This is a genomic window from Salinimonas profundi, from assembly GCF_014750655.1.
In the GTDB taxonomy this organism is placed as follows: Bacteria; Pseudomonadota; Gammaproteobacteria; order Enterobacterales; family Alteromonadaceae; genus Alteromonas; species Alteromonas profundi_A.
This window is the reverse complement of the sequence record NZ_JABBXD010000015.1, coordinates 23,646-49,946: the sequence shown is the minus strand read 5'-3', so window position 1 is coordinate 49,946 and position 26,301 is coordinate 23,646. Positions and strand designations below refer to the sequence as shown.

The following is a 26,301-nucleotide window of genomic DNA, read 5'->3' as shown; positions in this document are numbered from 1 at the left end:
TCTCCTTTGACGTTTAGAATAACGGGAAACAAAGCGTGTATTTCCCGCAATAATTGAGCGAACGCGCTTTAATCCCTGGACGGGTGTCATGCGATATAACTCTAAAAAATAAAACATGGTCGCCCAGGACAAACAGAATCCTAAGTACCAGTAATTCGAAAAAAAATAGAGAAGAGGAAATGGAACAACTGAAAGCCAATCTAAACCAGTAACCATAAGATTCATTTTTGCTCTCTTTCCAGCTTTCCACAGCTGATATGTAGCAGCATGATTGGGTCGAGCGCTGGGTCTAGTCACAAATTTCTCTTCCAGTATTTATAATCATTGTCATCAATGAAACCTCTGTCCATAAATTCATCGAGCTTGGAGCCAATGATCCTTAAATCTTTTGGCTCACCTACACTCTGTATTGCACGTGCGAAATCTGAGATAGCAATTTGGCCGTCATTAAATTTAGCCCGCAAATCATCAATAAAACTTAGCCCATGGTCTTTAATGGCTTTCGCTACTTGCTGTTTTAAACGAAAAGATGAACCTTCAGCATATTTGTCATACATTTCATCACGAATAGATTGAGAAAAAACCACCCATGACCGCACTGCTGTTCGGGATGTTAAGTCAGGGGCTCTGAATAAGCGTTGGTTGAGAATCCCTCTAATAGACTCAATTAAATCACCTGTAATAACTGGGCGTTGACCAAATTCAAACATGTCAACAAACCTTGGAAGCGTCATTTCAGCTGTGTTCGCGTGCAACGTAGTAGCAACTAAGTGTCCAGTATTAGCGACCCTAAGTAGTTCTTGCCCGACAGATGCCTCTCTTACCTCAGAATAAAAAATAATGTCAGGCGACCGACGCAGGCTATTTGCTGTAGACGTCTCGTAGTCAATGAGATGCATTGGAACTTCGGACTGAACTACATTGGCAATTCGGTTGGGGATGTTTTTAAAATCAAATTCGATAGGATCTTCTATTGTCAGAATTCGTTCATTTTTACTCAGTATTCGTTCAGTTAAAGTTGAAGCGATAGTTGTTGATTTGCCAGAACCTGTAGGGCCAGAAACAAATACAACACCAAAGTCTGAGTCAAAAGAATCTACAAATTCCCTAGGTAGACCTATTTCATCAGGTTGGGGGGCCATCTTAGGAAAAGGTCTAAAGATAAGCTCAATACCATTGTCATTAAACTCTGATTTGACACCTGTTGCAGTCACCCTGAAGCGATGCTTCTCATCGATATTTATCAATATTTCGTAAGCGAACCTCAGGTATTTTCCTTTAGTGAGATGGTCTGGGCCACTGGCAAGATACAAATCTTGAAGCAGCTGGGAAACCTCTTCTTGACTGACTGGTCGGTTTGAAACAGGCGAAGTGACACCATTTTTTTTTGCCCACAATGGAGATCCACTTTCAATTATTAAGTCGTTTACTGCATGTTTCACTGCCCATTTAAGCGATGTGTCCAGTTGATCACGAGTAAAGCGATTATGAATCTCGATCATCTGTCCCCCTCGATAAACACTGGCTTCCACTTATCAAGTTTTTCAAAAGTACTTTGCTGGTCGATACTATAAATTACATCGTTTCCGTATAATGTCTTCCCGTCAGAAGAGACCACTACTGTAGGATCTGTTGAGCGTAGTGAGGGCATTCTTAAAACGTTCGTCATTGCCAGGTCTAGGAAGTTGAAGTGAAGCTTTAAATCGCGTTCCAAACGTTTGTAATTTTCATCAAAAATAATAGAGGCCTGCTCTCGACCGTATTCCCAGCCTCGCTCAAATTCGTATCTAAATACGGACTCTTCTTGCTTCGAACGAGGCAGAAATAAAGCTGAAGGCTTGCTTGGCTTTTGCAAAGCAATTGATAGGTAATCTCTCCATGTGGGCGGCTGTGTAATAATTTTAGCAGGCTCAAAAAGTGAGTAGGAAAACCCAGTTGTTCTTACTTTGCTGTCATTTATCCGTTGAAAAAGACGCTCGCTGATGACAACCTTCGGTAACAGCAATTTTCCATCTACTATGAATTGCGCGAAATTTGCTAACACTTGAAGTTTCGAATCGTACTTATTCAGCTGATTTTGATTAACTTTGTTGAAGTAGTACTGCCCCTCTTTGACACCCCAGTCGAACGCAGCCTGAGTCACCTTCTTTAAGCGCTCTCCCACATCTTTTACATGCTGCTGATTCGTTTCACTATCTATTGATGCATCCAAAATCGACTTCATCACAAGCCGCGACTCATCGCTCCCTTTTTCCTTCAATTTTATAGGAAAATTTACCGTTTCAGCCCCAAACGCAATTGAAGAAAAACATATTAATAACGGTATAAATCGTTTCATCATTAATAGTCTGCGTACTTAACTTCAATTAGGTTCTCAGCTGCTTTGTAATAAACATCAGCTCTGGAGCCAGTCACAGCACCAACTTGCTCTAACATCGAGAAAACTGACTTATAATCAGTATCAACTGTCACGATTATGTCGAACGTTGGCTTAACGTTTAGAAACCGGGGGGGATTCATGCTTGATACAACAGACAGTCTTTTGATAAAGGTATCCAACGGGCCAGTATATTGTTTACCCAGTGACTTGACCTGTTTTAAAACAGGCAGTAAGTCCAAGTCAGGTCTTTTGGGAGCCTGGCCGTTAATAGCAATATAATTAGCTTCCTGGAGTTGTTGAATTCGCGTCGTTCGCTTTACAACAATCTCAGCCAAACTATTTATTTTCGCTTCAACTGGACTTGCTCTTTCAGGTACGACTACCTTCGGAGTAGTTGTACATCCCTGACAGATAACTCCTAATATTGCTAAAATTGTCAATTTTTTCATTCACCCACCAAGAAGATGTTTAGGGTCTCGCCAAATATACCCGGCGACTCGCACTTGTGCTCAAGTTACAAAAAAGACCAACACAAGACGCTTTTGTTACATCAAAAAGACGTATGGCGTCGCCGAACTGCTCTTTAGCGTCATTTCATTTCATGAGGTGACGCCAAAGGGCAGTCAAAAGTACAAATGGCGTCTCGCCTTTCTATATTGTGAGCAACAATACAAAGCAAACTAGGTGAGCAAAACCTAAAACCCGATTTATTCACATTATTCTGTAGAGGCAGTTACTTTCCTCAGTTAAATTATTTGAGAAAGGTTAATCGAGTGAGATGGATGCAAGTAAGAACAAAAACTGAGAAGACTATTGCTGAATATACCTCCCGCGTCATAACTATGGCTAAGAGAATAAATTGCCCCCACGACTCTCCCCAATTCCCAGATGAGCTTCTAAACCAGCTCCTTGTGGAAAAACCTTCTATTAGCAAAGCTACTTGGTTTAAGAAAAAAGCTAGCTTGCTTTATTACTTCGAACAGTTAAATCGACTTGATCTAAAGGAGCAATTGCAAGGAATTTCACCAGACGGGTCCCTCACGAAAACTGATAGAACAAGCGGCCAAAAGAAGAAAAGCCTAACTGAAGTTGAAGAGTCAAGTATCCGAGAAGAACTTGAAACTATGGCTAAAGATTTTTCTAGCTGGGGCAAGCATCTTCTAGCATTTACTGAATGCATTCTTCTCACCGGAATGCGCCCAATAGAGCTGAACAGTGCAGCGGTTTATGAAAACGTAGAAGAGTTCCGTAGGGCAGGTTATGACCCAAAAGCGTATAGTGGCAGTTGGCCGATGCTCCATGTACATAATGGAAAGCAAACGAACGGCAGGTCGTTTGGCGAAAAACGTCATCTCGACTTATCGTATCTTAATAAAAAACAATTGCTTTTTATCAAAATTGCTTTGATTTATGCTCATGATTTAAAGACTCCAAACGGGCATTCTGTTGATTACACGAAATTTTACAATGCCCTTCGACAGGCATTTGCCCGAGTGATAAACAAGCTATTCAACGGCCGATCAAGACATATTAGCCTCTATACATACAGGCACCAGTGCATTGCTGACATGAAATCTGATAACTCATATTCTTTACAGCAAATCGCCGCAATTGTTGGTCATGGAAATGACCTAACAGCTACTGAGCACTATGGCAGAAAGAGAAGCGGTAGGTCTCGTGGAGAAAAGGTCAAAGCCAACGAGGTTGATGTATCCAAAGTGCGTCCACTGATGGCAAGTAAATTATCTAAGCTTACCGGTCCTAACTTTGTATAAGAATATTTTAAATGGCGCCGAAACAATGTGATTGATAATTGTAAGCTTATTTCAACCGCGCAGTGTATTTCTAAGAATAAACTGCTAGTAGTTATAAACCCATCTATTTCAAAGATATGTCAGTTAATGCTCTCTTAGTACCCATCCCTAAGATAAGAGGAAGTTTGAATAATGAAAATTTATCAAAACGTCTTCTGAAATCAGTTCAAGAGTACAGAAAAACACGCTTAAGTTGGTTCTAATTTTACAAGCAAAGTAACTACAACCTATAGCATTAAGGCTATAACGCATCCCAAGGCGGTGAACCTGGCAATAGGGACTTGAAGAACTAATACTATCAAACTGCTTTTTACTGCGTGAGCTGGGGGGAGATAGCGATTTTCTCTTATGGCACCGAACTCTAAAAGGGTTCTACCCCGATTTGAGGACGATTTGATGACATAAACCTGCTGTCATGGTTTTACAGTCTACATCGCATACTTGGATTATGAGCTCTCTTAACGTAATCGAATATGTCAGCTCTTGCTTCACCTGTTGTTGGGTACTGCCGATAGTTGATTCGTTCCCGCTTCAATACACCGAAGAAGCCCTCACAGCCGGTGATTTCAGCGAAATGGCCTACGGTACTCATTCTACTGATTAGATTCTCGCGCTTGAGCAGTTCCAGATAATCACCGCTAGTGAAATGTGTCCCGACAATGATGCATCGAGCTTTCAATAGTGATATTGCTGAACAGGTGAAGCACCACGCACAGTTAGAGTTTAACTTTCTTCGTCGTGACTTTTGTGATGTCAGCGAAGCATTTGGATTCCGGCAATTATTTGGTAAAGTCGCGTCTGAGGTGGTTCGCTAATAGGCAAGGGACACTGGTTTTCCCTTCGCGCCTCAGCCTTTCTTACGCGGCCAGACATAAAGCCCGTTTACTGACATTATCCGGGCAATGCGGTTCAAGCTGGCTACGGCACTTTTACAGTTCTTCGTGCATGCGCAAAGCGCCGTAGAACCCAAGCTATTATTTGTCCAAAAGAATTTAGCCAAGGCCAAGAACTGTTTTAATCGTCACGCTTCATGTCCATCGTGTGCTCAACAATGGACTGGTGAAAGAGACGTCGATTGCCCTTCGTTTTGACGATCAAGGTTGCTAAGTCTTGATTCGTTAATCCATACTTTATTCCTATATCTGCACCGTTGTACTTTTTATCTAAATAGTCTCCCAGTATGGCCACATTGATATTATCTAAACCTTTGTAGCCTAATACCATCTCATGCTCATAACCTTTTTCTCTCCACTCTTTGAACACCTTTTCGGTAGAAACAAATAATTCTGGAAATCCTTTCATTCGAGCTTCAACTCTGTCCATTAACATGTCTCGACTCAATTGATTAGAGACTTGCCAAGAGTAGGTAGAGTATTCAATACCCAATAAACCTAATTTTGTGCCAGCAAAATTAAGAAGTTTTGTTAATTCAGACTCTGAAAGAAATTCAGTAGCTACACTGGTTTCTGGGTATCGATTATTTTGATTTTGGTGTCCCTTATCCCCACAGCCCTGCATTAAGCTCATCGTTAAAATCGCAGGCGCTATAAAAGCTGCTAACCTCCCTAAAAAAATTTTTCTGGTCGTTTTATTTTTGTTTCGGCTACCCACTCCAGTGTTCATACTTCGATTCCTATCTTAACCATTGCTTGTTTGTACATTCGCTTACCTTGAGCCTCCATCTTATAAAATTGATTTCTGACTCGGATATCAATCGGGTCCCCGACACATGCTCCATTTGCAACATTAAACATTTGCATCATCTCATCCAATTCTTTCTCAGGGACGATCCAATCATCCGGGTTGTGTGGTCTATGCAGCATAGTCATCAAATTGCTCCTAAAAAACAAAAAACTTCGATGTCCTAAATGTACATTACCTAAAATCAACTGCAAAAAAGGAGGAAGAAAAGATTAACCTATACAAAACAGTCACTTAAACCCTACCGCGACCCCAAAGGGCAGTCTAAATGCGTTTTGGGGTCTTGCTATTATAACAGATGACGCCAGACGTCCTTTTAAAAGACGAATGGCGTTTCTCATGTTTCAGGCTCTAATCTGGACGATTAGACGGCAGTTACTCACTGTTTAAAAGACAAGTTTAATATTGTCTGCTCTTAAAAATTTATAGATTTAATTTCCTAATTTCATCGTATATGAAAAACGCTTACTGCACGTGCAGTAACGTGGGGAGTAGAGAAAATGAGTGTAGTGCTAAAAATCTAATTTACTCGTAGTTTTAGCAAGGCTTTGGATGCTCTTATGAGTAAATAAAGCTCTTTATTACTACGCTTCTTAAAAAATGAGCCCCTTACCTTTTGACGTGATGTGGAAATAACTACACGAACAGTAATCTGAGAAGCAGGATGGGCTTCAGTTGTGTTTAATCATTGCTATGCTTGAATAGAGATGCGTGGCTCGTTCGAGTTACCTACTAATATAAAACCACTCTGGCTGGCTGGGTTTGAAGATAATATTTTCAACAATACACTGACCTTACTGCTTGCTTTTGGATTAGCACAATGTACGGCTTCAATTCCGTGCAGTAACAGGGGGAGTAGAAAAAACTGATGAGCTGAAAGGAAAACTGATTTTGCGTTACTTATTGTACAGAAGGTTTGCTACTGACCAGGCTGGTTGATAATATTTGATTGTCAGACCGTAGAACTCTTCAAAACATCCTCTGCCCTTAAACAGCACACATATAATCAAAAACATCTTAAACGCTCTCAAACAGTGCTAGAAAAAAGAATATAAGATAATAAATGGCAAACGAAGGCACTTGTATTTAAGGCTTTGTTCCCGAATAGCGATAGCGAAAAGGGACAAAGCTGTGTAGCAGTCACAAAAAAATTGTCATATCCCGAGCAGCGATAGCGAATAGGGGTATGACATAGTTTGAGTCAGAAAATTGTTATCGAGAGCCTTGCGCGTTTTATCACTCCCGTATGGTGCTTATCAGTTTCATGCGGGCACCTTGTGTCAAAAATGACCGGGCGGCCTGAAACACTAAAAATAGCACCTTAAGGCTTACAAGCTGCAGAATGTGATTCCTCGATATTTGACCGTGCGTAGAAGAAGTGTTTGGAAATTCGGATGATGTTTTTTTTAAAAACGCCCCCGAGTAGCGATAGCGAATTGGGAGGCGTTACCGCAGTGGCCGGTCAGATCCACCAGCTGCGTTTGATTCAGGATCCGAATACCAGCATAGCTCATCGAAACGGTATTGTTCTGAACATGCCTTTTCACTTTCTGAATTGTGTACCTGACGATTGTGGGTACCTTCTCATTACGAACCTTATGAGATGCTCCTGAACAATGTTCGATGTCTCTCCTATTTGTTTTACTTCTCCCCTACCTCATTTCTAAATACTCAGTGCTCCTGGTCTTGTACCGAAATTGTTAGCCGGCAGTGCTATGTCCTGAATTACTTTTGGTGTACGTGGCCACTGCCTTGTAGATGGTAAACGTGAGTTGGTAGCAAAGATGGCTGCTCTTATGGATTATTAGGTAGCGGGTATATAGCGGACTTTAGTTGATGCTTATCGATGCCAGGGGTTTGGCTGGTGCTCCGCTTTGGCCATGCTTACTTGTCTATGCCTGATGGGAACACTTGGGTGTATCGGACGGGAAAAGAACCCTGCTTTTTTATGGCTTTGAATACATATGCGGGAATGCGTGATATATCCCCGTGAGATTTTTAACTTTTATGCATCTATTCAATGCGTATTCACATTTTATTCAAACCACCAGCTAGAGGGTGAGTTGGGGCCGTAGCCCCGAAGGGCTTAACCGAACAGGATGGAACTCATTGTGATCAGCGTGGCAGGTTCCCGGCGTGATTCTGGCGCCGGCTTATCGTCAGACTTTCCTGATGGTGGCTTATCACAGGCAGTAAGCATCTTGGAGATGAGGCCCAGAATAACCGCGATGTTTGCTTCTGCTTTATCTGACTGTTTGGCGTACCAGAATCGCCCTTTACGGTGGTACCGGAATGGACCCGCTCTTAACGACTCCAGAATCTCTCCTTCTGGCTTTTCCTGAAAGCGAAGCTCTACCCCGTTTTTCTCTTCGTTATATTCGATGTTGATGTAACCGTCTGCTGTATCTGGAGCCTGAGCGCGTGTTTCAGTTTTTGTAGTTTGGGTTGTGGGCGCCTGAGTCTTTTTCGCTGGCTGCAGACACTCTGCTAATTCTGCAAGGGGAATGCTGCGCTCATCGTACAGTTTGACCTTGCGAACTTCCCAACCGGTAGAGTGACGGTAACCGTCTTTCAAGTAATAGCCGCCGCCCATTGACCACTTCTCACGATGCTCTGCTTCATCAGGAGCATCTTTTAGTGCCGCGGTTGAAGGATGGTTAGCGGCCGCTTTGCGCATCTCTGAAAATATATCCCGGGTATGCTTAGACCATGCAAGCAAGATTGTTTTTTTAGTGGTGCTGCCGTGATAGTCGCTCATCGTATCTGACTCATCCTCGACAAGGTTAGCGATGATAATGGCTTTTGTTTTCTCTGGCATGATGGTTTTGCAGTGGGCGCGAAACGCTTCTGTTTGCTTCTGTGTTTCCTTAATCGCTTCTTCTCTGGCCTTCTGGTCCTTTAGTCGCTGCTCAAGGATTTGATCTCTTAGGCCTTCAACCGCTTCTACCGACATCAGAGGTAACAAATCAAACTCAGCGAACTCACACGACTCAGCATGCCACTGGGTAAGAACAAAATTTCTGTTCGAACCATCGAGTTTTATAACGTCCCAGACCAGTCCGGATAGTTTGCCGGTACCCAGCATATAACCACCAGCTTCACGTCTGGCACCTACGATTATGCCTTCACCCCCGAATGGCCCTTTGTTGTGAATGATATTGCCAGCTGCAGTTTCTGCCTCTTTCACAGTCACGTTGAATGTCTGAGTGCCACCAGCAACAGCCGGGCATAGTGACAAGCGCAATATCTCATCGGCTAATTTTTTTGCCTCTGACTTGAAGTAGTCCGGCCATTCAATGCTCTCAATAACCAGGTTGCGAGCCATGAAGAAAATCTCTTTTGCATCAGGCAAGCTTTCAATGCTCAGGTTGATGATGTCACGCTCATAGCTGTCAGCGTCATAGCGACCCATAAAGCTTTGTATGTTTGCTTCACGTAATGTGTGAGCAATGGATTTAACGCCCTTAGCTTTAATAGCCTCGCTGCTGGTGGTGTTTACCAAAAAGGTAGCCAGGGTTGCGAACTCGTGATTATCTAAAACATATACAGACATGTGGTTAACTCCTTTTCTTTATCTGGGGTTAACGTATGCCGGGGGTGGTGATTGTCGATTTTAAAGGAAGGTAAGGGCCGCTGATACAGCCCAGCTGATTTTGCTTATACGTTAATGGGTGGTTACCGGAACTCCTTGGTCGCTTACTTCCCATTCCAATCCATAGTTAGTGCGTACCTGCATGCATCCACCATCATTCAGTCCATATAAAATGCTTTCTTCTACAAAATCGTGATCAAGCATATCGCCAATCTCATCCAAATGATTCAATGCGCCTATTTCAAGACTGTTAAAGCCAGCGGAGAATTCATAGATGCCATTGCAAACCACATCATCAACACAAAGAGCCATACCTTGTAGTGTTTTACCGCAGGGTAACGTGACAGTAATGGGATACTGATAGCCGGCAACGGGGGTGAAATTGATTTTCTTGAATGTCTCTAACATGGTGAGTCCTTAATGATCGCGTTAAGGAGAATGTGTCAGAGGGAGAGCCGGTGACCAATCCGGTGGAAGCAAAAACCGCCCAAGGGGGCGGCTTCTTAGTAAGTCTGGTTTAGCTGGCCAACTGAATATAAACGTTCGCATCCCGAATAGCTTTCTGTTGCCCCTGCCACATTTTCACCAGATTCTTTAATGCGGTGCTTGGGTTCGTCTTCATAAGAGACAGGCAGTTTTGAACACATTTCTCAAGTGTTGTCAGGATACCTTCTACAAACAGCGCTTTTTCCTCATTCGTCATGCGGCCTTTAGGGTCGCTATAAGTGATAGCGCCGGTTTTGTAGTTGACGGTGACCCTTACTTCCCGCAGCTTGGATACCTGCTGAATTTCAAATACGCATGTGTCTTTTTCATTTACTACTGCCTGAATTTTCATAATGTTCCTATACCTTAATTTGGCTAATTGCTTCATAGGTAATGTGACTGATTCAGGGCTGGGGGCGAATGTGAGGGAACCTTAATCACCACCAATAAAAAACCGCCCCGGGGGCGGTATTCGTTTTAAGTGATTAGCTGTTGGCTATTGTTCTGTGTAGTACTCGAGAACCTCAACTGTGGCATCTTCTCTATACCGGCTTATTGCTTTCTCTAGCATATGCCTAATGAGCGCACTGAAAGTCATATTTTAAATAAAAATTGTTTCTAATTAACTACTAGAGCTTACATACGGCACCTTTCAATTTTTCAGCGTAGAACCTACTTCTTGTTAAATTCGAAAATGCCCAGCAATATTTGTAATATTGTTAACCAATTAAAACTAAACAAGTACTTTTAAAAAAAATGTTGACTTGTTTATTTTTTAATCTACCCTTAAGAAAAACCAAAGGGAGATTTTTAATGAAATGGATACTTCGAATAGTTACATTGCAAGCTTTATTTCTATTGTCATTTTCAAGCTCAGCATCTTCAGCTGATGATTTTATGATTACCTATTGTGACACCTGCTCTTCTTCAACAGATTTTTCAAGAGCAGCTAACGTTGCTAATAGTGGAAAAGTTTTAGTGTTTAATTTGAGGCACTCGAAAGTAAAAGCATTTCAGTTGTATTATGAGCCGATGCTAGGCGGCACCCAAGCAGTACCTATTTCCGTACCACAAGAAGCGTTCGATGCTATTGATATGTACCATAATATTATAGATTACTACATAGGCTATCTAAACAACACAACGTCCTTTGATAGCACAATGAAATTAGCCGATAAATCTGCTTTCCCTCTATCAACACAAAGCCAAATTCATGGGTCAATGGGTCTGGCTTGCGGCCCTTCCGGAAATCCTCAAAAAGCTAGCTTTATCCCGGACGGAATATTTGGACCCGCCTGCGCTGCTCATGACAGCTGTTACGACTCGGGTCAACCACAAGCCCTATGCGATGCAATTTTCAGAGAGGATTTATATGGTGTTATTGAAGACGCTCTTTACAATTCAAGTTCACTTTTAACAAGAGCAATAGCCAGAAAAGCTTTACGTGAAATTGCCGATGAATATGCTGATTTTGTCGAACAATCAGAAGAAGCTCGCGATGCTTACTGCTCAGTGTCCATAAATAGTAGTAAACCAAGCTGCACTATGGAGCCATGGAGCCATGGAGCCACCAAGACTATAACCTTAATTTGACTGAAACATTTTCTGGTGTAGTAAACACCCTTTTTGAATATAATGTAAACTATGTATGTAAAGTCTATATAATTGAAACGAGCCTTGGTTCTTCTCAGCGCTACGAGATTTGCTTCTTAGCACCGACTGGAAATTGATTACGTATGCTTACTAGGCTTTTAAATCTTTTAAGCCTGTTACTTGGCCTCTTGGTAATGACTTTCTTCATCATAGGAAGTTCATTCTCAGGAGGCTGGACTGGTCTCGCTAACTTCTTCATCGTTGCTTTAACCTCTGCTTTTTCTATTATTTTATTGACAGGCATATTTTACCTCAATAGGTATTTCAGAAAAGATAAACAAAAAATCCCTGTTCCTTTGTTTATGATGTTCTGCTTTTCAGTTGTTTTTCTTTTAGGGTATTTTGTTTTATATTTGAGTTAACTCCATAGTCTAGATTACGAATGTACTATAAAGTAAAATTAGACTTCGAGAATCTTGCTTGTTAAATTAGGGAAATTTAATTAATTCACTGGATACGAGGCCCTGTATCCGAGTAAACTCCTCGCTCTGGCAACTGCTTCCCATCGAAGAACTAATATATTTACCTGTGAATGAACGTAAGTCCCTGCATTTTCAATCCGAAGGCACAGTGAGGGACTGGTTGAGTCCAACAACTCGCTGTTTAAGCTGGCCGTATATTTATATTTGTTTTTTTCCTGATTGCTTAGAGCCATGCTTGATTCTGAACAACGCGACCTGTACCAGCGCCCAGGCATTTTCTTCGTGAAGCTCAGCCAATCTTTGGGTATTGATAATAATGCGGCCGGTATAACCTTTTGCTCTTTCGACCGACGTTTTGTATTGGGTAATCGTCGAACAGTCATCACCGGTCAATTCCAACTCTATTGTGCGCATACGCCCTCCCCCGTTTCTCCCCTGTTCGCCTGAATAAATTTGTCAAAAGTGACGATGTAGCCAGACACCATAATGATTAAGCCAATTTTCAGAATCGCCGGCCACGTAAGACTTATTATTGCCCTGAGTGTGTCACCCAACCAATATTCCGCCATGTCGATGGTAAAACTTGGCACCTCGATCATAAGGGGAATGGTCATCGCTATTATCAAAAGCATTACAACGCCAGGAACAAGCGCCGCTCCGCATAGTCCCCACATGAACACTAACCTGCGTAAGTTTTTGTTTAACGCTAACTGTTCCATACTATTTCTTAATTTGCTTAGCTATGCCCACCAGCATTGGCGGGATTCAGTTATTTATCGTACCTGCAATTTATCGCCGCGAACTGGGTAAAAATGATTATTTCCACACCTTGGCTTATTTGGCCGATTACAAGGTTGCAGAGAGAATTAGGATGTCAAATTTGGAGGAAGTAATAAGTGCATGAAAAAGGTACCATCGACTAGGTACCTTTATTAACTAAATGACAAAGCGAATTAGGCGTATTCGTACAACTCTTCACAGTCTATGACTTCATCACGCTTCATATGCAAATCATAGGCCTGTTGAAGGTTCATCCAAAACTGAGCGCTGATACCACTGGCCTTCTCTAATCGAAGTGCAAAGTCGACTTTTACACCTACGTTGCCGTTAACGAATCGCGAAAGGTGGGCGCGGGTTACGTGTAACTTCTCAGCTGCTTCTTTAATGCTTATCTCGTGGCGGTCAAGAACTCGCCTTTTAAAAACCGTCCCAGGATGGGTAGATGGAAAATTTCGACTACGTTTAATTGACATAGTGCCTCCTAATCGTACTGATTCAAGTCGACATCGTACGCATTACTATTCATAAACATACACGTTACACTACCAACTGGCTCAACGCTGTTTACGGTAACTGTTACTGACCAGTTGTCTGGCTGGTACTCATAAATGGTAAAACCACCTAATAGCTCCAAGTCTGTGATCTGAATCGCTGCATCCAGATACTCGAGAACCTCCGCAACTTCATAAACGTAAGCTGAGGGAAGTAATGTAACGTCACCAGACTCAAAAAATTCTTGTAAAACAGATGACTTAAAACTAACAATCAAAACATAATCCTTGTGCGTATAGTTATAGTATACACTCCTGAGTGAGATTTTAAAAGTTAAGCGCATAAACCTCAAAACCTTACTGACTTTTAAACAATTAAGTTTCAATACCAAAATACGTACTGCGCAAATGGCGAAGTACAGATTCTGCCATTGCCAGGCTTTCGGTGGCAGCCTCTCGTTCAGCATCAGCCTTAGCGTTTGTAGCGTCTTATCGTAAGCGCATCATGTAACGTTTGGCGCCTTTCTAAGCCGCCTGTGCGGCGGTTAAGACGGGTTCGGCTGCTTTCTGGGTTTGTGGATTTTTCTAAGCCGCCTGTGCGGCGGTTAAGTGTGTAGTCGTCCAGGTTTGTCTCCCGAATAATTTCTAAGCCGCCTGTGCGGCGGTTAAGGGCGGGCGTTGGTGTGCCGGGCCGGGTGATTTTTTCTAAGCCGCCTGTGCGGCGGTTAAGTTTTCAAACCAGCCCCGGATCTTGATTTCGTCTTTCTAAGCCGCCTGTGCGGCGGTTAAGTCGCTACAGAAAAAGCGATCACCATCCATAGTTTTCTAAGCCGCCTGTGCGGCGGTTAAGGTAGCCGCAGAGGGCGCGCAACTTTCCTTGCATTTCTAAGCCGCCTGTGCGGCGGTTAAGGCGCTACGTGTGGGGCGCGAATGGTGCAACCATTTCTAAGCCGCCTGTGCGGCGGTTAAGCGCTCAGCCTGGAACGGGTACGGATACGTCGATTTCTAAGCCGCCTGTGCGGCGGTTAAGTTTACCTCATCTTCGCTCATGCCATCTTTATATTTCTAAGCCGCCTGTGCGGCGGTTAAGGACGGCTTACACGCATCAGCCGAAAATTTATATTTCTAAGCCGCCTGTGCGGCGGTTAAGCGACACGGTGCGCCGGTTCTGGATGCGTCCACTTTCTAAGCCGCCTGTGCGGCGGTTAAGTTGAGCGTCAGATTCTCGTTAAATACGATGATTTTCTAAGCCGCCTGTGCGGCGGTTAAGCCGGATGGCTCCCTTTTAAACCATTACGTGCTTTTCTAAGCCGCCTGTGCGGCGGTTAAGGGTAAACCCGTGCGCCTGGTGTCGGGCGGGTCTTTCTAAGCCGCCTGTGCGGCGGTTAAGAACAATCATGTCAGCTGGCTCAAGGCCGTTAATTTCTAAGCCGCCTGTGCGGCGGTTAAGTAACTATCTTCAATGGAATTATCAGACTCATCTTTCTAAGCCGCCTGTGCGGCGGTTAAGGCTATTTCCACCTGTTGCATGATTGCTTGTAATTTCTAAGCCGCCTGTGCGGCGGTTAAGTTCCTCAGCCTGCTGCTTTTGTGAGCCGGTCATTTCTAAGCCGCCTGTGCGGCGGTTAAGTAACCGGCTTATCTGCTGCTGGCTTTTCTTCTTTTCTAAGCCGCCTGTGCGGCGGTTAAGCTGAAATGTGCAAGCCATCTGCATAAGAGGTTTTTCTAAGCCGCCTGTGCGGCGGTTAAGGTCAGCGATAACACAAATACCCGCACTTTTACTTTCTAAGCCGCCTGTGCGGCGGTTAAGATTTAAAAAAACCCCTTACGCTAATCGGGAGATTTCTAAGCCGCCTGTGCGGCGGTTAAGTGTCAGGGTTGCATCTGAAGCATATTTTCTCATTTCTAAGCCGCCTGTGCGGCGGTTAAGCCAGGGTAATATCATCAAAGCTGGCATCTTTATTTCTAAGCCGCCTGTGCGGCGGTTAAGTCAGGTGCGCCCTTTGTTTTGCATTGCCTGCATTTCTAAGCCGCCTGTGCGGCGGTTAAGTTTTTTTACTCCCTTTGTTTATTAACGAACAATTTCTAAGCCGCCTGTGCGGCGGTTAAGGTATCTTTGTTGTGAGCCGGTAAAGGCTTTCATTTCTAAGCCGCCTGTGCGGCGGTTAAGCTGATGCTGACCTATTATGTGCTTTTTTACTTTTTCTAAGCCGCCTGTGCGGCGGTTAAGTATAAGGGTCGTTGAGCATGGAATTAGCAGAATTTCTAAGCCGCCTGTGCGGCGGTTAAGTAGAAAAAAATACCACTATCTTACTGATTGTTAAAGAACATGAGTGGATTCTGGCCAAATGACCCTTTTTTTAATGAACAAGAGAAAGCCCGTTGTACAGGCTTCGTGGTTGATACTTAGAAAAAGGGTTAAAACTTCGGTACAGGTGTTGTGGCGCTTAGTCCGTACTTCGAAAAAAATATCGCGGAGGTTTTCACTTCCGCTAACAGCGTCTGCTTAATAAATAAAGGAAACTGCTGGCCGTTTGTCGATCGGCTTTTAATTCGGATGAAAGGTAGGTCAAGCCGCTTTCCAGCGCTGTCTGGTATCCGTTCAACGGCTTGGTCGTAGGTCAAGCTATGACGCTTCATCGCCCGGCGGCGAAGTCGGTCCGGGCTACTTTGAACATGCATCCGCTGCACCAACCAATACTCTTTGGTATCCGGCGTTTTATTAATACCCACTACATTAGTAAAATCCCCCAGCCCCTTACGCCAGGGAAATTGCTCCAATTGTTCCAGACGCTCTTTAGTACCATGTACTCGCAGTTGTTTGCCTAGCGTGCTTCTGTTTGCCGAAGGAAAGCTTACACCAATATCGTTATCGGATACGGCCACCAACGCTCGGTGTAGTTTACTAAACAGTGCGTTCATCAAAATTGGAGCCGTAAATTCTGGATCTTCTAAAATTTTAATATCTAGATAATGGTCCATAAACCTTCCTTTTACGTGTCCGATTTGCCGCCAAACACGCCGCCACGAATAAGGTTAGCAATCACATAATGCTGCTGGTCCAGCTCAGGCGCTTGCCCTTTTTCCATCCATTTATCAAATAACGTATAAAAATCGTCTTTATTATTACGGTACGCCTTACCCCGGCTGGTAACCGAGCCAAAGGGTTCTGCCGAAATCGGACCTACCTCCGCCGCACTTTGATGCCATGTGTCTACCGTACGAATGGCATTGCCAATTTTTTGAGAATGTAGCGCGGCGATACCGTCAACGTGATACAAGACCTTGCTTTTATCTGACTTACCATCTAAAACAAGCTCTTGCGAGGGGAATACTTCTTGCCCTTCGCCCAATTTTACGAAGGCTTCAACTTGGAAGTAGGCAAAGGCATCACTGGTTAACCCTTTTTGCACCTCTTTGGCAAAGGCCTTTAAATCATCGCTTTGAAAATCAAAATTGCGAAGCGCGAGATCGTAGCCATTGAATACCCACGTCGTATCGCCGTCCTTTTTTGTCTGCGTGACACGAACAGAAATATCTTCAGCTTCTACACGGTTACGCCAAAGAAAGCGGCCGTTGGCAATATTAGACGCATAGCGATGCGCTAATACATCAAACGATTGTTCTTCAATGTATGACTCAATTGTGCTGCGTAATACTTCCTGATATTCAGGGCTGTTGCACGCAGAAGGAGTAGCTAAATCACCCAAAACCCGCAAGCTAAATACCACTTTTAATGTGTCACAATCAAAGGGTAATGCGGCGGTATCGACAGTTTGCAGGTTCGCTTTATTTACTTCCTGATCTAACTTTGCTGGATCCTTCAAAATGGTATTTTTCTGTCGATTAGAAATGGTCCCGCGCACCGACTTTACTTTTAACGTTATGGGTTTCCATTCACCGTCTGGCGTTGCCCAGTTTCCAGCGAACAACAAGCCATCTGAGTTTGCCAGTTTACGTTCGAATGCTAAGACTGATGCGGTTTTTATTGCTGCCATGCTATTTCTCCTTAATGGTTTAGTCTGTTTCGCTACTCAATGATGCAGGTGCGTCAGGCTGATAGTTGTTTTTACAAAGGTAAAGTGCATTGTCTGCGTGATATTCCTGTTGCCAGAAAAGATGTTTCAAATCGCTTATCCGGTGAGGGCTGATCCATTGACCCAGTGAATAAATCGATTCAACAAACTGTACGGGGCAAGTGCGGTCGCGTACATGACCTACCTCTCCGGCCTCATATAAATCCGATATACCCTGGTAGCCAACCATGATTGGTTTAAGCCATCCAATATAATCGAGGCGCTCTGTACGCCATTCAGCTCTATCGCCTTTTGTTTGGGCGGCCATTCTTTTAATGCTGAAATCCAACAATGCATCTAAAGGCGTTTTTTGACTTTCTTCGATATGCGATTGAAGTACATCATCACGACTAACCAGAGCAAAACCTGGTAACAGTTTGCGTAAGAATGATTTTCGCGTGCCAGATTCTCGATTTATCGCGCCTATATCCTTGATAAGTTCTACTTCACCGAGTTGCTTCACCTTGCCGCCCGCAACTCTAGAGGTGAGTAATGCACTTTTAATAAATTCAACAAGTTCATCCTCGAACATGGGCGGCGTAGGGCCCGAAAGTAAAATGAGCAGAGAGATATCCATACGCATTCTGCCCTCTTCATTAAAAGGCGCGGTGCTGCCGTCTTTGGTTAATGGATTCCGGGTCAGGGCAAAGTAGTTCTCACGGCTCATATTATTGCTATGGGCCTGTACCTGGCTGGCGTGGCAGATCACCGCGCAGCCTGACAGCGTGATTTTATTCGAAATCCCTGCCTGAACTTTTCTTTGCAGGGCATGGGTTAATCCCAAAAAGCTGGTCATGGCCGGAAAGCCCCATGTAATACCGGCAATGGCATTGGCAGCTTCCACCTGAAGGTGTCTGATTACCAAAAGCTTTTCCATTAAAAGGCCTCCTCTACATCGTCTTTTACCAGCCGGAGCTCTTGCGCGGTAAGAACTTTCCATTGCATAAACTCTACATCGCCTGTGGCGATATCAGAATTTTTCTCCAACTCGGTATTTAAGAAACGAGAAAAATCCGCAGCGACCAAACCTTGCCATTCTTTCTTATCAAATTCGTTTTCAAATTCTTTATCAAAGTCTCGCCGCTTAGGATCTAGCCAAAGCTTTTGGTGTAGGGGTAAATGACAATCTGGAAGAGAGGACCAACCTGGTGAAGATGTTCTAACGCCGGTCCCGTAGGCAACTAACTGATCAACAATATCCTCAATACGACGCGCGCGCTCTGTACGGATTTTCATATCGCTACGTTTATTCAAATTAGCAACCAAAAATTTTTTCAAGCCCATAATTTGCCCGTAAACCCGGCGCGAAAACGGTCCTCGAAAGATAGATTTTACCTTTAGCGGTGGTTTTTGCTGACTTTGCCAGGCAGGGGGGGAACTACTTAATAAAAATGCTCGCCCACCACGTCCAGAATTTAACTGACTAATATTCTGCGGCTTGGTGCCCCCAAAGCCTTGCACCGCAATATCTTGAAACTCAATGGTAGCAATGTCTGACATTTTCTCACTGCGACGCGCTGCGCGAGCTTCTTTTTGCTCTTCTGAGAAGCGCGCATACTGGACGCGTTCAAATATTTCCTGAGAAAGTGACGTGCCATAAAGTGGCAACACCAGATGATAATCATCATCAACTGGCCAGTAGAGTTGCTTGCTTAATTTATGGGAGGTGGGATCTTTGGCCGTCACCGCCAATTTAAAGCCACCCAACCAGTCATTTAGTTGTGCTTTAGATTCTGCAAACGGTTCAAAGGGCGACATGTCATTTTGCTGAACAAAATTTGCCAGCAGTTTGCCATTATCACTTTCAAGCAAAAGCAACTTACCCACATCCAGTGCCGCCGCGTTGCCCACCACATCAATCTTTGGATTGTTTATACTTGAGGTAGAAATAAATGTGGACGCTGATTTATTAGCATTTGCAAACAAACTTGTTCCTTTAGCATCAGAATGGGTAAATTTCAGAGCATGCGTTACAAGCTGTAATTGCTTAGCACGGTTTGCCGCGTCACTCAGCCAATTCACTGGTTTGAAACGGCCTTCTTCGGTAACTCGTAACGCTGTTCGCTGCAATTCATAAGCGGCGACATCTTCAGTCGATGCAGCGCTCACGCCTTTTTGCGTATCCTTATCGAATTTTTCCAGCTTATCCCGCTTGCGGCTGTCGATATAATCGCGGATCTTTTCTGATAGCGTTCTTTCTTCGCGTTCCATTTATCCTCCCTTCTCCACGTTTTATTCCTTTTGCTAAAAAGGTTTGTAAAAACCCAATACTTCACTCTGTTGCCACACATTATCTTCGTCGTTCTTTCGTAGCCGAATAGTGCCAAATTGCATAGATGTCTCACTGAGTTCTCTATTGAGAGCTTCTGCCAACGCAATCAATGTGCTTTGATAATCAAAGTGTTTCGCCCAGTTATGTACGCCTGTGGCAAAAGCTGGCTGTTGGTCGCGCTGAAAATGTTGTTTGTCGTCGGCTTTTAGCTCACCGCTTTCGTGCCAGCGATGCATGGTGGGTTCCTCGTATTCTTCGTCTAAATAGAAACAATAAGATTCATCCGGCGTATGACGACGAAATGGTAACTTGCGTTGGAGGTGATTCGTCCAATGACAAGGCTTTTCCCACCATAAGCTGGCAAACGCTTCGCCGTTTTCTTTAGCCGTTCCCCACAACTGAGCATGCAGCGCCGCATGCTCTAAATCCACAAAACGCTTGGTTGGTGCTAACTTATTTCGCTTCTGGATGCGTGGTAAGGCGCTGATGGTCTGGTATTCGCTTACCTCTACCAAATCGTTTAGCTTGTGGCTTTCTAACAAAAACTCAGGGCTTTCGAAGCCTGGCTTGGTATAGGCAGCCTTTTCATTTTTCATTGCCCGTATGTTTTGATTCAACAGGTGAATATTAGGGTTATCTACTGTGGCGTCGGAGTGCCGTAACACTCGCCCTGCCAATTGAATCAGAGAGCGAATCGATGACGGCTCTACGACCGCCCAATCATAGGAATGATCCCTCCCCACCTCGGTGACTGGACTCCCTAATACAACAAAAATATGCTGGTCATTTGGGTGAGCGTTTAGCGCGTTACTCACGCTAGGTTGCCCCCAAATGGCGTTAGAATCTTTCCGGTTTAATATCGTATCCAGCATTTGTTCAATCGCAGAACGCTGCAATAAGAGAAACTGGCTGTGGTAAACACAATAGTGAATCTGAATGCCGTCTGGACTTGGCTTGTTCATCAAGGATTTAGCAACCGCGACCAAGGGATTAATGTTAGCCATTCGCACGAGGCCAAAACTGGTTTTTGCAGATAAATATGGATGCGGGTGATGATGATCGTTATGAAGCGCTAAAATACTTTGGTGAATACGATTAGATAAGGCTTGAATCACCGTAGCTTCGACAATCTCGCCATTCCCTTGCTCATCACTACCATTCTTATCGTCACAATCAACCAACGCCACAAGACGTTTGATCGATTGCCCTAAGAGCTTGTCAGCACGCGATGCCATGAGTTTTTGATGATGGGCAGAAAATACAGATAAGTTACTCGCCTGGATAGAATCGCTAAGAAATTCATCAAACCAGGCGCATACTACATTGGGCGTGCGACTCGGGTTCACACTAACTGAAGTTTCATAGTGTTTACGACCGGCGAGGTACGCATCAAATAACGCGTGAATTAAATCAGGTGGCAAGGTAGCGGAAGAAAGCAATACGTTAGATCCCAACATGCCAGCCCAATTCACGAGTCGACACAATGCAGGCAAATCTTCCAAACCAAAGTCATCAGGCTCATCCAGCACTAAATCAGAGGTCAGCAAGCGCAGCATGGGGGCTATTTGCTTGCCGCCTCGGCTGCCTTCGGTTGATGGCATTAGGTGATCAATGGTGCTCACCAACACGGGCGCATTGACCAGTTTATTGTTTTGAGGGGCGTTTTCTAACCAACGCGATAAGGGCCCATCGCTTAGCATCCCTTCATAACTAACGTAGCTATCCCGATCACTAAAGTCATTGGCCGATTCAGAACCCAATAAAGCATCTTGCTTGCTTTCTTCTGCTAACACTTGCTTGGTTTGCACCCGCTCATGCAAGTCTTTCACTGCTTTTGAGCCAATAAGAACCGCTAAATCTTCATCGTCCAGTCGCAGTAGCTCTTTAAAAGCATCCCCCGTCTGCAGAGTGAGCGTGCGAAGCCCAAGCGCCACACTGAATCGACACCCTTTTTTCTCGTCAGCAATGCCATACATAACACGCGCATTGGCAAAGGTTTTACCTTTGCCGGTAGACGCCACATTGATACCAAAAAAGCCGTGCTGTTTAACGTTGTCTCGAACACTGACAGCTAACTCGTAGGCTTTATTCTGCCAGGCAAAGCGACTGTCTGGTGTGCGTTTTTTTAATAGTGGGTGTCGAGTAATGACAGGTAAGGATTCTTTTAATGAGGACAAAGACCGTACTATTTGATGGCTATGACGGTACACGCCAATCAAATGTTCATCTAAGGTTTGATTGTATTTTCCGTTATCTCGGCTGCCACGCTCGCGCCAGGTATTAGCATATACCTTTTTATAGCCTTTATTATCGTGCCATGGGCTTTTCAAGCCGGTAGATTTTAGCGACGAATAATAATGATCGCCCAACATCAATCCTAAGCGTGCAAGATGCAAAGAAAAAGGCTTGTTCAGCCACTCTGTAGTTAGCAGCTGTGAACGCTTACGACCTTGCGATGCGATACGGCTAATACGTTCACACCAGACCTTGCTACAAAATGGCGAGCCTTGTTGAAAAGCCCAAACAGCTTCAATCTCAGAGAGCTTCCAATCTTGGTTACCGCATTGCGGAGAATTCCAACTTGCATCAATATAATCGTCCATTAATGATTCTGGATACTTCTCATAATCTGTATTGCCATCTGAAGGCTCTGGCAATCTATGATGAGAGAGAATGAGCCAGGCAACGGCTTTGGCAACAGGTGGAAGTAAACTCAATGGCGAATAGATTTTTTTGTCGATTCCGTCTTTTTTAAGGTTTGCCATGACCTTGCTTTCTATGTCATCTGGCAAATCACTTAAGATGGTTAACCATGCGGCGTCTTGTTCATTGGTATTCACTCCTTCAGTCGCATAGAGCACAAAGGCTTCAAATAACCGCACGGAGACCCATTCGTGACGATAAGGCTCATAGTTTTGAGTTTTGTTGTTAGGATTAAGCTTGTCTTGAAAGGCTTTATTGGCTTTACCGAAATCATGAAACAGCGCCGCAATGCCCGCCAGTATTCGGATATCTTCTACGGTGTGCCATTTATTCTCATCGCCAGAACGCAAAATATCTCGCCCAGTGATATTGGTTGGAACAGTGCCCCATTCGTTAAAGCGACGCGGATTACCCACCAGCCATTTTAATTCCGTTCGGTTATTCCCCCGAATCCAGTGACATGCCACAGAGGTATTTCGTCGCGCGGTCTTTTTGAGTAATTTTCGTAACGTAACTAAGCCTTGTTCCGTTATAGCCGTTTGCCACGTTCGGTCGCCCGCCCGCTCTGCGAATTGATCAATAACACGACGAGTTTCTTTGAGAGCTTTTTTTGAACACTGCGATACCAATAAAATATTCATACTAGGCGCTACATTTATCGCTGATAGCCTTGAGGCTATCGATCATAAAATCCAGCGCTTCACTCTGGCGAACAGCGGCTATACAGGCTTGACGAAATTCTTGTTCGCTATCTCCGTTCATCGCGCTCAAAAACGCTTGTGGTAAAACGACACCGTCTTTAACTAAATCAGCAGCGTCAAATACTAATCCCCCGCGGCGGGTCTTACCGTGTAAAACGGATAGCCCATGGGGCAGCCCCAGAACCCAGGTTGCCGTGGCCCCTAATCCATAAGCGAGATAATTACCATGATCTAAAAAGTGGTTAGCAAAATCAGTTCCTGCCCCTTGTTTCACTCGGGAAAAATCATTGTAACCTGTGACCGAACAGATGATTTTATACAAATTTTTTGTCAAACGTGCTTCACTGAGCATCAGTGCTTGTGTATCTTTTGAGCTTTGAACTTGTTGCTCAAATTGAACTAGCGCCTGATTCAAAGCATCAGGATCAACCGTGAACTTTGCTTCTTTTAATTGCTTATTTTTAAGCCATTGAGCTCGGGTGAATTTGATACGATGTTGTTGGATGAGCTTTGCGGCCTGCAGTCGCTTGCTTTTATCAAACCAGAACGAAACCCAATTTTGTAAATAGCCTACTGGACGGTATTCACTTTGTGGACTAAAGAAGCTGACGTCAACGTCGACCTCATTAGTTGAAAATAATGGTGCTCCCCCCCCGCCACAAAAGCCGATTAATACACCCGCTTTTGCCAATTCACGTACTGCCGCTTGAGTAATTGATGTGCCATTACCGAGTAACAGCGTGGTAGTGTTGGCAATAGGAATATTCCAATAACAGGACTGTTTTCCTTCATCGGTAACGTATTCTACACGCCCGTCTTTTACCAAAACTCTGCAGTACTCAAGATAATACATATTCGCACGCTTTGAGTGCAGAATAGTTTTCATTTCCGAGGGGGAGAACTGCTCCATTAATCATTTCCTTATGATTTTTATGAAATTCGTGGGATATGGTTTAACCTAACGTCTAGAAGGATAATAGGCAAGTTGATTGATATCCTGCGCGCGTTGTAATTAAAGTTGTATCTATCGAATATCTAGGTGGAATCGAATGAAGTCTTTTTTTCACTTGCTCAAATCAAGCATTTCGCCAATGGTTCATCAAACTTGGCTTCTATTTTTCCCATCAAATCGTCCCGAACATTATGATCGACGACTTAGCCGATGATAGAAATATTCCAAGAGAGCGTAAGGCGCGCTTTATAATAAACTTACCAAAGAGCTGAGCACTAAAACCCTGCTAGTTTTTGAGTCTAGATAACTACCCCCCTTTCACTATCACTTATGGATTATTCGTATTTTTTCTTCTTGTCATGCCGGTATGCCATGACATTGCTAACATGCTTTTCTATCAACATTGGTAGCCCGTTCATGGCAATTACTATATCGACAAAGCGAGATTCAAGCGTCTGAATGGTGGTTCTCAGCTTTTCATCATTAGGCTGCGTGGGTAGAAAGTGTGGTTTACCAAATGGTGTTGCCTGACCATCAATCATAGAAAATTCCTTCTTTCGTTATAGTGTTATATCCAGCTCACACGTAGCCGGTGTAACTGTAAGTATTTTCTTTTGAAAACGGCAAACGAGTGCGTCTGACTTCACCCTTGAACGCGCCATTGCGAAATACATCCACGCGAACTGCGGTTGATTGGCTAAGTACTCGCTCTGCGCCATTGCGAGCTTGCATTAAATTAGCGCAATAAGAGCCGGTTCGGCTGAGAGGACAAAAAGGGTGGCCATTTAAATATGCTGTGAATGAATCGCCCATGATTATTTCCTTGTGCTGAGCTTTGGATACGGGTTAAATGTGACAAGTTGACCGGAGTGAGCAAAAACGGCAGAAGTTAGACCTACTGATAATCTTTGATAATTTAAAGACTTAGGCACTGTTTTGCATAATGGGATTATTGCTTAGTATTGAATGTTAGGGTAAATTTCCGGGCATTATAAAAACAATGGTCAATGGAATGAATAAAAAAATTAACCCCCGGTTTTCATTAAGAGCCTTTCTTCTTCGACCAATGATCGTCGTACCTGTCCTTTTTTTCGCATGGGTACCAGGCTTTCCTTTAGGCTTACTTACGGCATATGTTCTCAAGGAAGTAGTGGACTATAAAGTGTCCCTAGTTGCAGTTGGCATATTTGCTTTGATTCTGGGACCCGCTGTGGGTTTAGCGCTGATATACCAGATGTCAAAGAAAGCATTGAATAAATCAGAATACGTTTTGGGTGACAAAACAGTTAGCGCCACCAGCGGTCTTATGAGCATTACGACAAAAAGCTTTAAATACTCTGATATTGTTTCTATGTCGCTTCATCAATCAATTGGCCAGCAAGAGGCAGGTGTAGCTGATATCAACATTCAGACGGCCTCAGAAAGCGATATCAAACTCTGGTATATTCCTAACTACAAAGAAGTTTATGATTTCATAAATGATAAACGTGATTAGCCTTTGATGAGTGGGGCTCACAAGCCCCACTCATTTTGCTAATAATGACCTTCTCCGACCAGCTCCATCACCTGCTCCAGCAATAGATGCTGCTTACCATTTACTTCTTCCCACCTGACTCGACCACCTTCACTTCCCTTTGAGTGAATAGGGAATATGTCTGAGCTCACTCCTGAATCTTGTGGTACGGGGGTGTCATGGTGCCATGCGCACAGTGGCAGCACATACTTATGAGCGTCTGTAATGGTTCGCCCTCGGATATGATGGATTGATACCGGAGAGCCGGAGAAAGGCTGAATCAGACCAGCATTGATGCAGCAGATACAGCCGAGCTGCCCTAATTTATCGTGAAGCGACATGTCAGATTTGGTGCGGGCTTTGCCTGCCATACCTTTAAACTTTATGGGTTTATTGCGTGTTGGCGAATTAGGACCTTTCAGCTCAGCTCGCTCAATGGCTCTGGTACGTTGCGCCTTTGCCTGCGCTCTGGCCTTTTCCAACTGCTTATCTTTGTTGGCCAGTGCCTTTGCCCGCTGCCTTTCAGCAGTAGCACGTTGCTTCTCGCGCTGTTTGGCGCGGTATTCTGGACTGCGCTGCTTTTCTATCTGGCGTTGACGCGCACGCTCCTGACTACGCTTTTGCTGTGCAAGCCGCTTCTCTATCTGAACATCTGTCATTGGTGACTCCCGTTAAGGCCGGATCAGATGAATCCGGCGTAACGGGCCATGCCAAGCTGTTCCATGATGGTGTCGCCGGCAAACATTTTGCGTACATCGGAAACTT

At 44.0% G+C, this 26,301-nt stretch carries 24 protein-coding genes, 1 pseudogene and 1 CRISPR repeat array; of the genes and pseudogenes, 4 read left to right on the top strand and 21 right to left on the bottom strand.

Translation table 11 applies throughout. The annotated features are described in order from the left end of the window. Positions 1–293: 293 nt before the first annotated feature. The 3 genes from HHX48_RS17560 to HHX48_RS17550 are packed head-to-tail and all read right to left on the bottom strand — an operon-like array spanning position 294 to position 2,829. Positions 294–1,502, bottom strand: a complete 1,209-nt coding sequence (locus HHX48_RS17560; protein ID WP_191026608.1) for a type IV pilus twitching motility protein PilT — start codon at positions 1,500–1,502, stop codon at positions 294–296. Next, complete coding sequence (locus HHX48_RS17555; protein ID WP_191026607.1) at positions 1,499–2,341, bottom strand: type IV secretory system conjugative DNA transfer family protein; 843 nt, start codon at positions 2,339–2,341, stop codon at positions 1,499–1,501. The genes HHX48_RS17560 and HHX48_RS17555 overlap by 4 nt, the downstream gene beginning before the upstream one ends. Then, positions 2,341–2,829, bottom strand: a complete 489-nt coding sequence (locus tag HHX48_RS17550; RefSeq protein ID WP_191026606.1) for a hypothetical protein — start codon at positions 2,827–2,829, stop codon at positions 2,341–2,343. The genes HHX48_RS17555 and HHX48_RS17550 overlap by 1 nt, the downstream gene beginning before the upstream one ends. A gap of 324 nt (positions 2,830–3,153) precedes the next feature. On the opposite strand from HHX48_RS17550, the gene HHX48_RS17545 reads away from it, so the two are divergent. Beyond that, on the top strand, positions 3,154–4,155 hold the full coding sequence (locus HHX48_RS17545; RefSeq protein WP_191026605.1) for a site-specific integrase: 1,002 nt from the start codon (positions 3,154–3,156) through the stop codon (positions 4,153–4,155). A 460-nt stretch (positions 4,156–4,615) separates the two neighbouring features. On the opposite strand, the pseudogene HHX48_RS19170 reads toward HHX48_RS17545, so the two are convergent. Continuing rightward, positions 4,616–4,849 (bottom strand): annotated as a pseudogene (locus HHX48_RS19170) (IS3 family transposase); the annotation flags it as partial. Between the two features lie 4 nt (positions 4,850–4,853). Here HHX48_RS19170 and HHX48_RS17540 point away from each other — a divergent pair. After that, on the top strand, positions 4,854–5,009 hold the full coding sequence (locus HHX48_RS17540; RefSeq protein WP_191026604.1) for a hypothetical protein: 156 nt from the start codon (positions 4,854–4,856) through the stop codon (positions 5,007–5,009). Between the two features lie 199 nt (positions 5,010–5,208). Here the strand turns inward: HHX48_RS17540 and HHX48_RS17535 are convergent, their stop codons facing one another. From HHX48_RS17535 to HHX48_RS17515, 5 genes are all read right to left on the bottom strand, one after another. Beyond that, positions 5,209–5,817: a hypothetical protein gene (locus HHX48_RS17535; protein WP_191026603.1), complete on the bottom strand. Its 609-nt coding sequence runs from the start codon at positions 5,815–5,817 to the stop codon at positions 5,209–5,211. Continuing rightward, on the bottom strand, positions 5,814–6,023 hold the full coding sequence (locus HHX48_RS17530; RefSeq protein WP_191026602.1) for a hypothetical protein: 210 nt from the start codon (positions 6,021–6,023) through the stop codon (positions 5,814–5,816). Before HHX48_RS17530 ends, HHX48_RS17535 begins: the two co-directional genes overlap by 4 nt. A gap of 1,958 nt (positions 6,024–7,981) precedes the next feature. After that, positions 7,982–9,448 carry a hypothetical protein gene (locus tag HHX48_RS17525; RefSeq protein WP_191026601.1) on the bottom strand — a complete coding sequence of 489 codons (1,467 nt, stop codon included), beginning with the start codon at positions 9,446–9,448 and terminating at the stop codon, positions 7,982–7,984. Between the two features lie 111 nt (positions 9,449–9,559). Next, positions 9,560–9,895 carry a hypothetical protein gene (locus HHX48_RS17520; RefSeq protein ID WP_139758226.1) on the bottom strand — a complete coding sequence of 112 codons (336 nt, stop codon included), beginning with the start codon at positions 9,893–9,895 and terminating at the stop codon, positions 9,560–9,562. 109 nt (positions 9,896–10,004) lie between these two features. Further along, on the bottom strand, positions 10,005–10,325 hold the full coding sequence (locus HHX48_RS17515; RefSeq protein WP_139758227.1) for a hypothetical protein: 321 nt from the start codon (positions 10,323–10,325) through the stop codon (positions 10,005–10,007). Positions 10,326–10,786: 461 nt separating this feature from the next. On the opposite strand from HHX48_RS17515, the gene HHX48_RS17510 reads away from it, so the two are divergent. Beyond that, positions 10,787–11,566, top strand: coding sequence for a hypothetical protein (locus HHX48_RS17510; RefSeq protein WP_139758228.1), 780 nt, complete (start codon positions 10,787–10,789; stop codon positions 11,564–11,566). Between the two features lie 680 nt (positions 11,567–12,246). Here the strand turns inward: HHX48_RS17510 and HHX48_RS17505 are convergent. The 11 genes from HHX48_RS17505 to HHX48_RS17455 form a co-directional block, all read right to left on the bottom strand. Next, complete coding sequence (locus tag HHX48_RS17505; protein WP_191026600.1) at positions 12,247–12,462, bottom strand: hypothetical protein; 216 nt, start codon at positions 12,460–12,462, stop codon at positions 12,247–12,249. Further along, positions 12,450–12,767, bottom strand: a complete 318-nt coding sequence (locus tag HHX48_RS17500; protein ID WP_139758230.1) for a hypothetical protein — start codon at positions 12,765–12,767, stop codon at positions 12,450–12,452. Before HHX48_RS17500 ends, HHX48_RS17505 begins: the two co-directional genes overlap by 13 nt. Positions 12,768–13,001: 234 nt before the next feature. Then, entirely contained in the window at positions 13,002–13,301 is a 300-nt protein-coding gene (locus HHX48_RS17495; protein ID WP_139758231.1) for a HigA family addiction module antitoxin, read from the bottom strand. A gap of 540 nt (positions 13,302–13,841) precedes the next feature. Next, a CRISPR array of direct repeats spans positions 13,842–15,609; the repeat unit is 28 nt; unit sequence TTTCTAAGCCGCCTGTGCGGCGGTTAAG. A gap of 128 nt (positions 15,610–15,737) precedes the next feature. Further along, on the bottom strand, positions 15,738–16,301 hold the full coding sequence (gene cas6f, locus HHX48_RS17490) for a type I-F CRISPR-associated endoribonuclease Cas6/Csy4 (protein ID WP_139758233.1): 564 nt from the start codon (positions 16,299–16,301) through the stop codon (positions 15,738–15,740). Positions 16,302–16,312: 11 nt separating this feature from the next. Continuing rightward, positions 16,313–17,317, bottom strand: coding sequence for a type I-F CRISPR-associated protein Csy3 (csy3, locus tag HHX48_RS17485; RefSeq protein ID WP_139758234.1), 1,005 nt, complete (start codon positions 17,315–17,317; stop codon positions 16,313–16,315). Positions 17,318–17,336: 19 nt separating this feature from the next. Next, entirely contained in the window at positions 17,337–18,272 is a 936-nt protein-coding gene (csy2, locus tag HHX48_RS17480) for a type I-F CRISPR-associated protein Csy2 (protein ID WP_168190731.1), read from the bottom strand. Beyond that, positions 18,272–19,606: a type I-F CRISPR-associated protein Csy1 gene (csy1, locus tag HHX48_RS17475; RefSeq protein ID WP_139758236.1), complete on the bottom strand. Its 1,335-nt coding sequence runs from the start codon at positions 19,604–19,606 to the stop codon at positions 18,272–18,274. Before csy1 ends, csy2 begins: the two co-directional genes overlap by 1 nt. Positions 19,607–19,639: 33 nt before the next feature. Then, positions 19,640–23,011, bottom strand: a complete 3,372-nt coding sequence (gene cas3f, locus HHX48_RS17470) for a type I-F CRISPR-associated helicase Cas3f (RefSeq protein WP_139758237.1) — start codon at positions 23,009–23,011, stop codon at positions 19,640–19,642. A 1-nt stretch (position 23,012) separates the two neighbouring features. Then, a complete protein-coding gene (cas1f, locus tag HHX48_RS17465; RefSeq protein WP_139758238.1) occupies positions 23,013–23,981 on the bottom strand; it encodes a type I-F CRISPR-associated endonuclease Cas1f in 969 nt (322 codons plus the stop codon). Between the two features lie 377 nt (positions 23,982–24,358). Further along, positions 24,359–24,565, bottom strand: a complete 207-nt coding sequence (locus tag HHX48_RS17460) for a hypothetical protein (RefSeq protein ID WP_139758239.1) — start codon at positions 24,563–24,565, stop codon at positions 24,359–24,361. Between the two features lie 37 nt (positions 24,566–24,602). Further along, the gene (locus HHX48_RS17455; protein WP_139758240.1) at positions 24,603–24,836 is read right to left on the bottom strand and encodes a hypothetical protein; all 234 of its coding nucleotides are present in this window, start codon (positions 24,834–24,836) and stop codon (positions 24,603–24,605) included. A gap of 199 nt (positions 24,837–25,035) precedes the next feature. Here HHX48_RS17455 and HHX48_RS17450 point away from each other — a divergent pair, with 199 nt between their 5' ends. Then, positions 25,036–25,518, top strand: coding sequence for a PH domain-containing protein (locus HHX48_RS17450; RefSeq protein WP_168190732.1), 483 nt, complete (start codon positions 25,036–25,038; stop codon positions 25,516–25,518). Positions 25,519–25,556: 38 nt separating this feature from the next. On the opposite strand, the gene HHX48_RS17445 is transcribed toward HHX48_RS17450, so the two are convergent. Then, the gene (locus HHX48_RS17445; protein WP_139758242.1) at positions 25,557–26,195 is read right to left on the bottom strand and encodes a Ref family recombination enhancement nuclease; all 639 of its coding nucleotides are present in this window, start codon (positions 26,193–26,195) and stop codon (positions 25,557–25,559) included. Positions 26,196–26,301 lie beyond the last annotated feature (106 nt).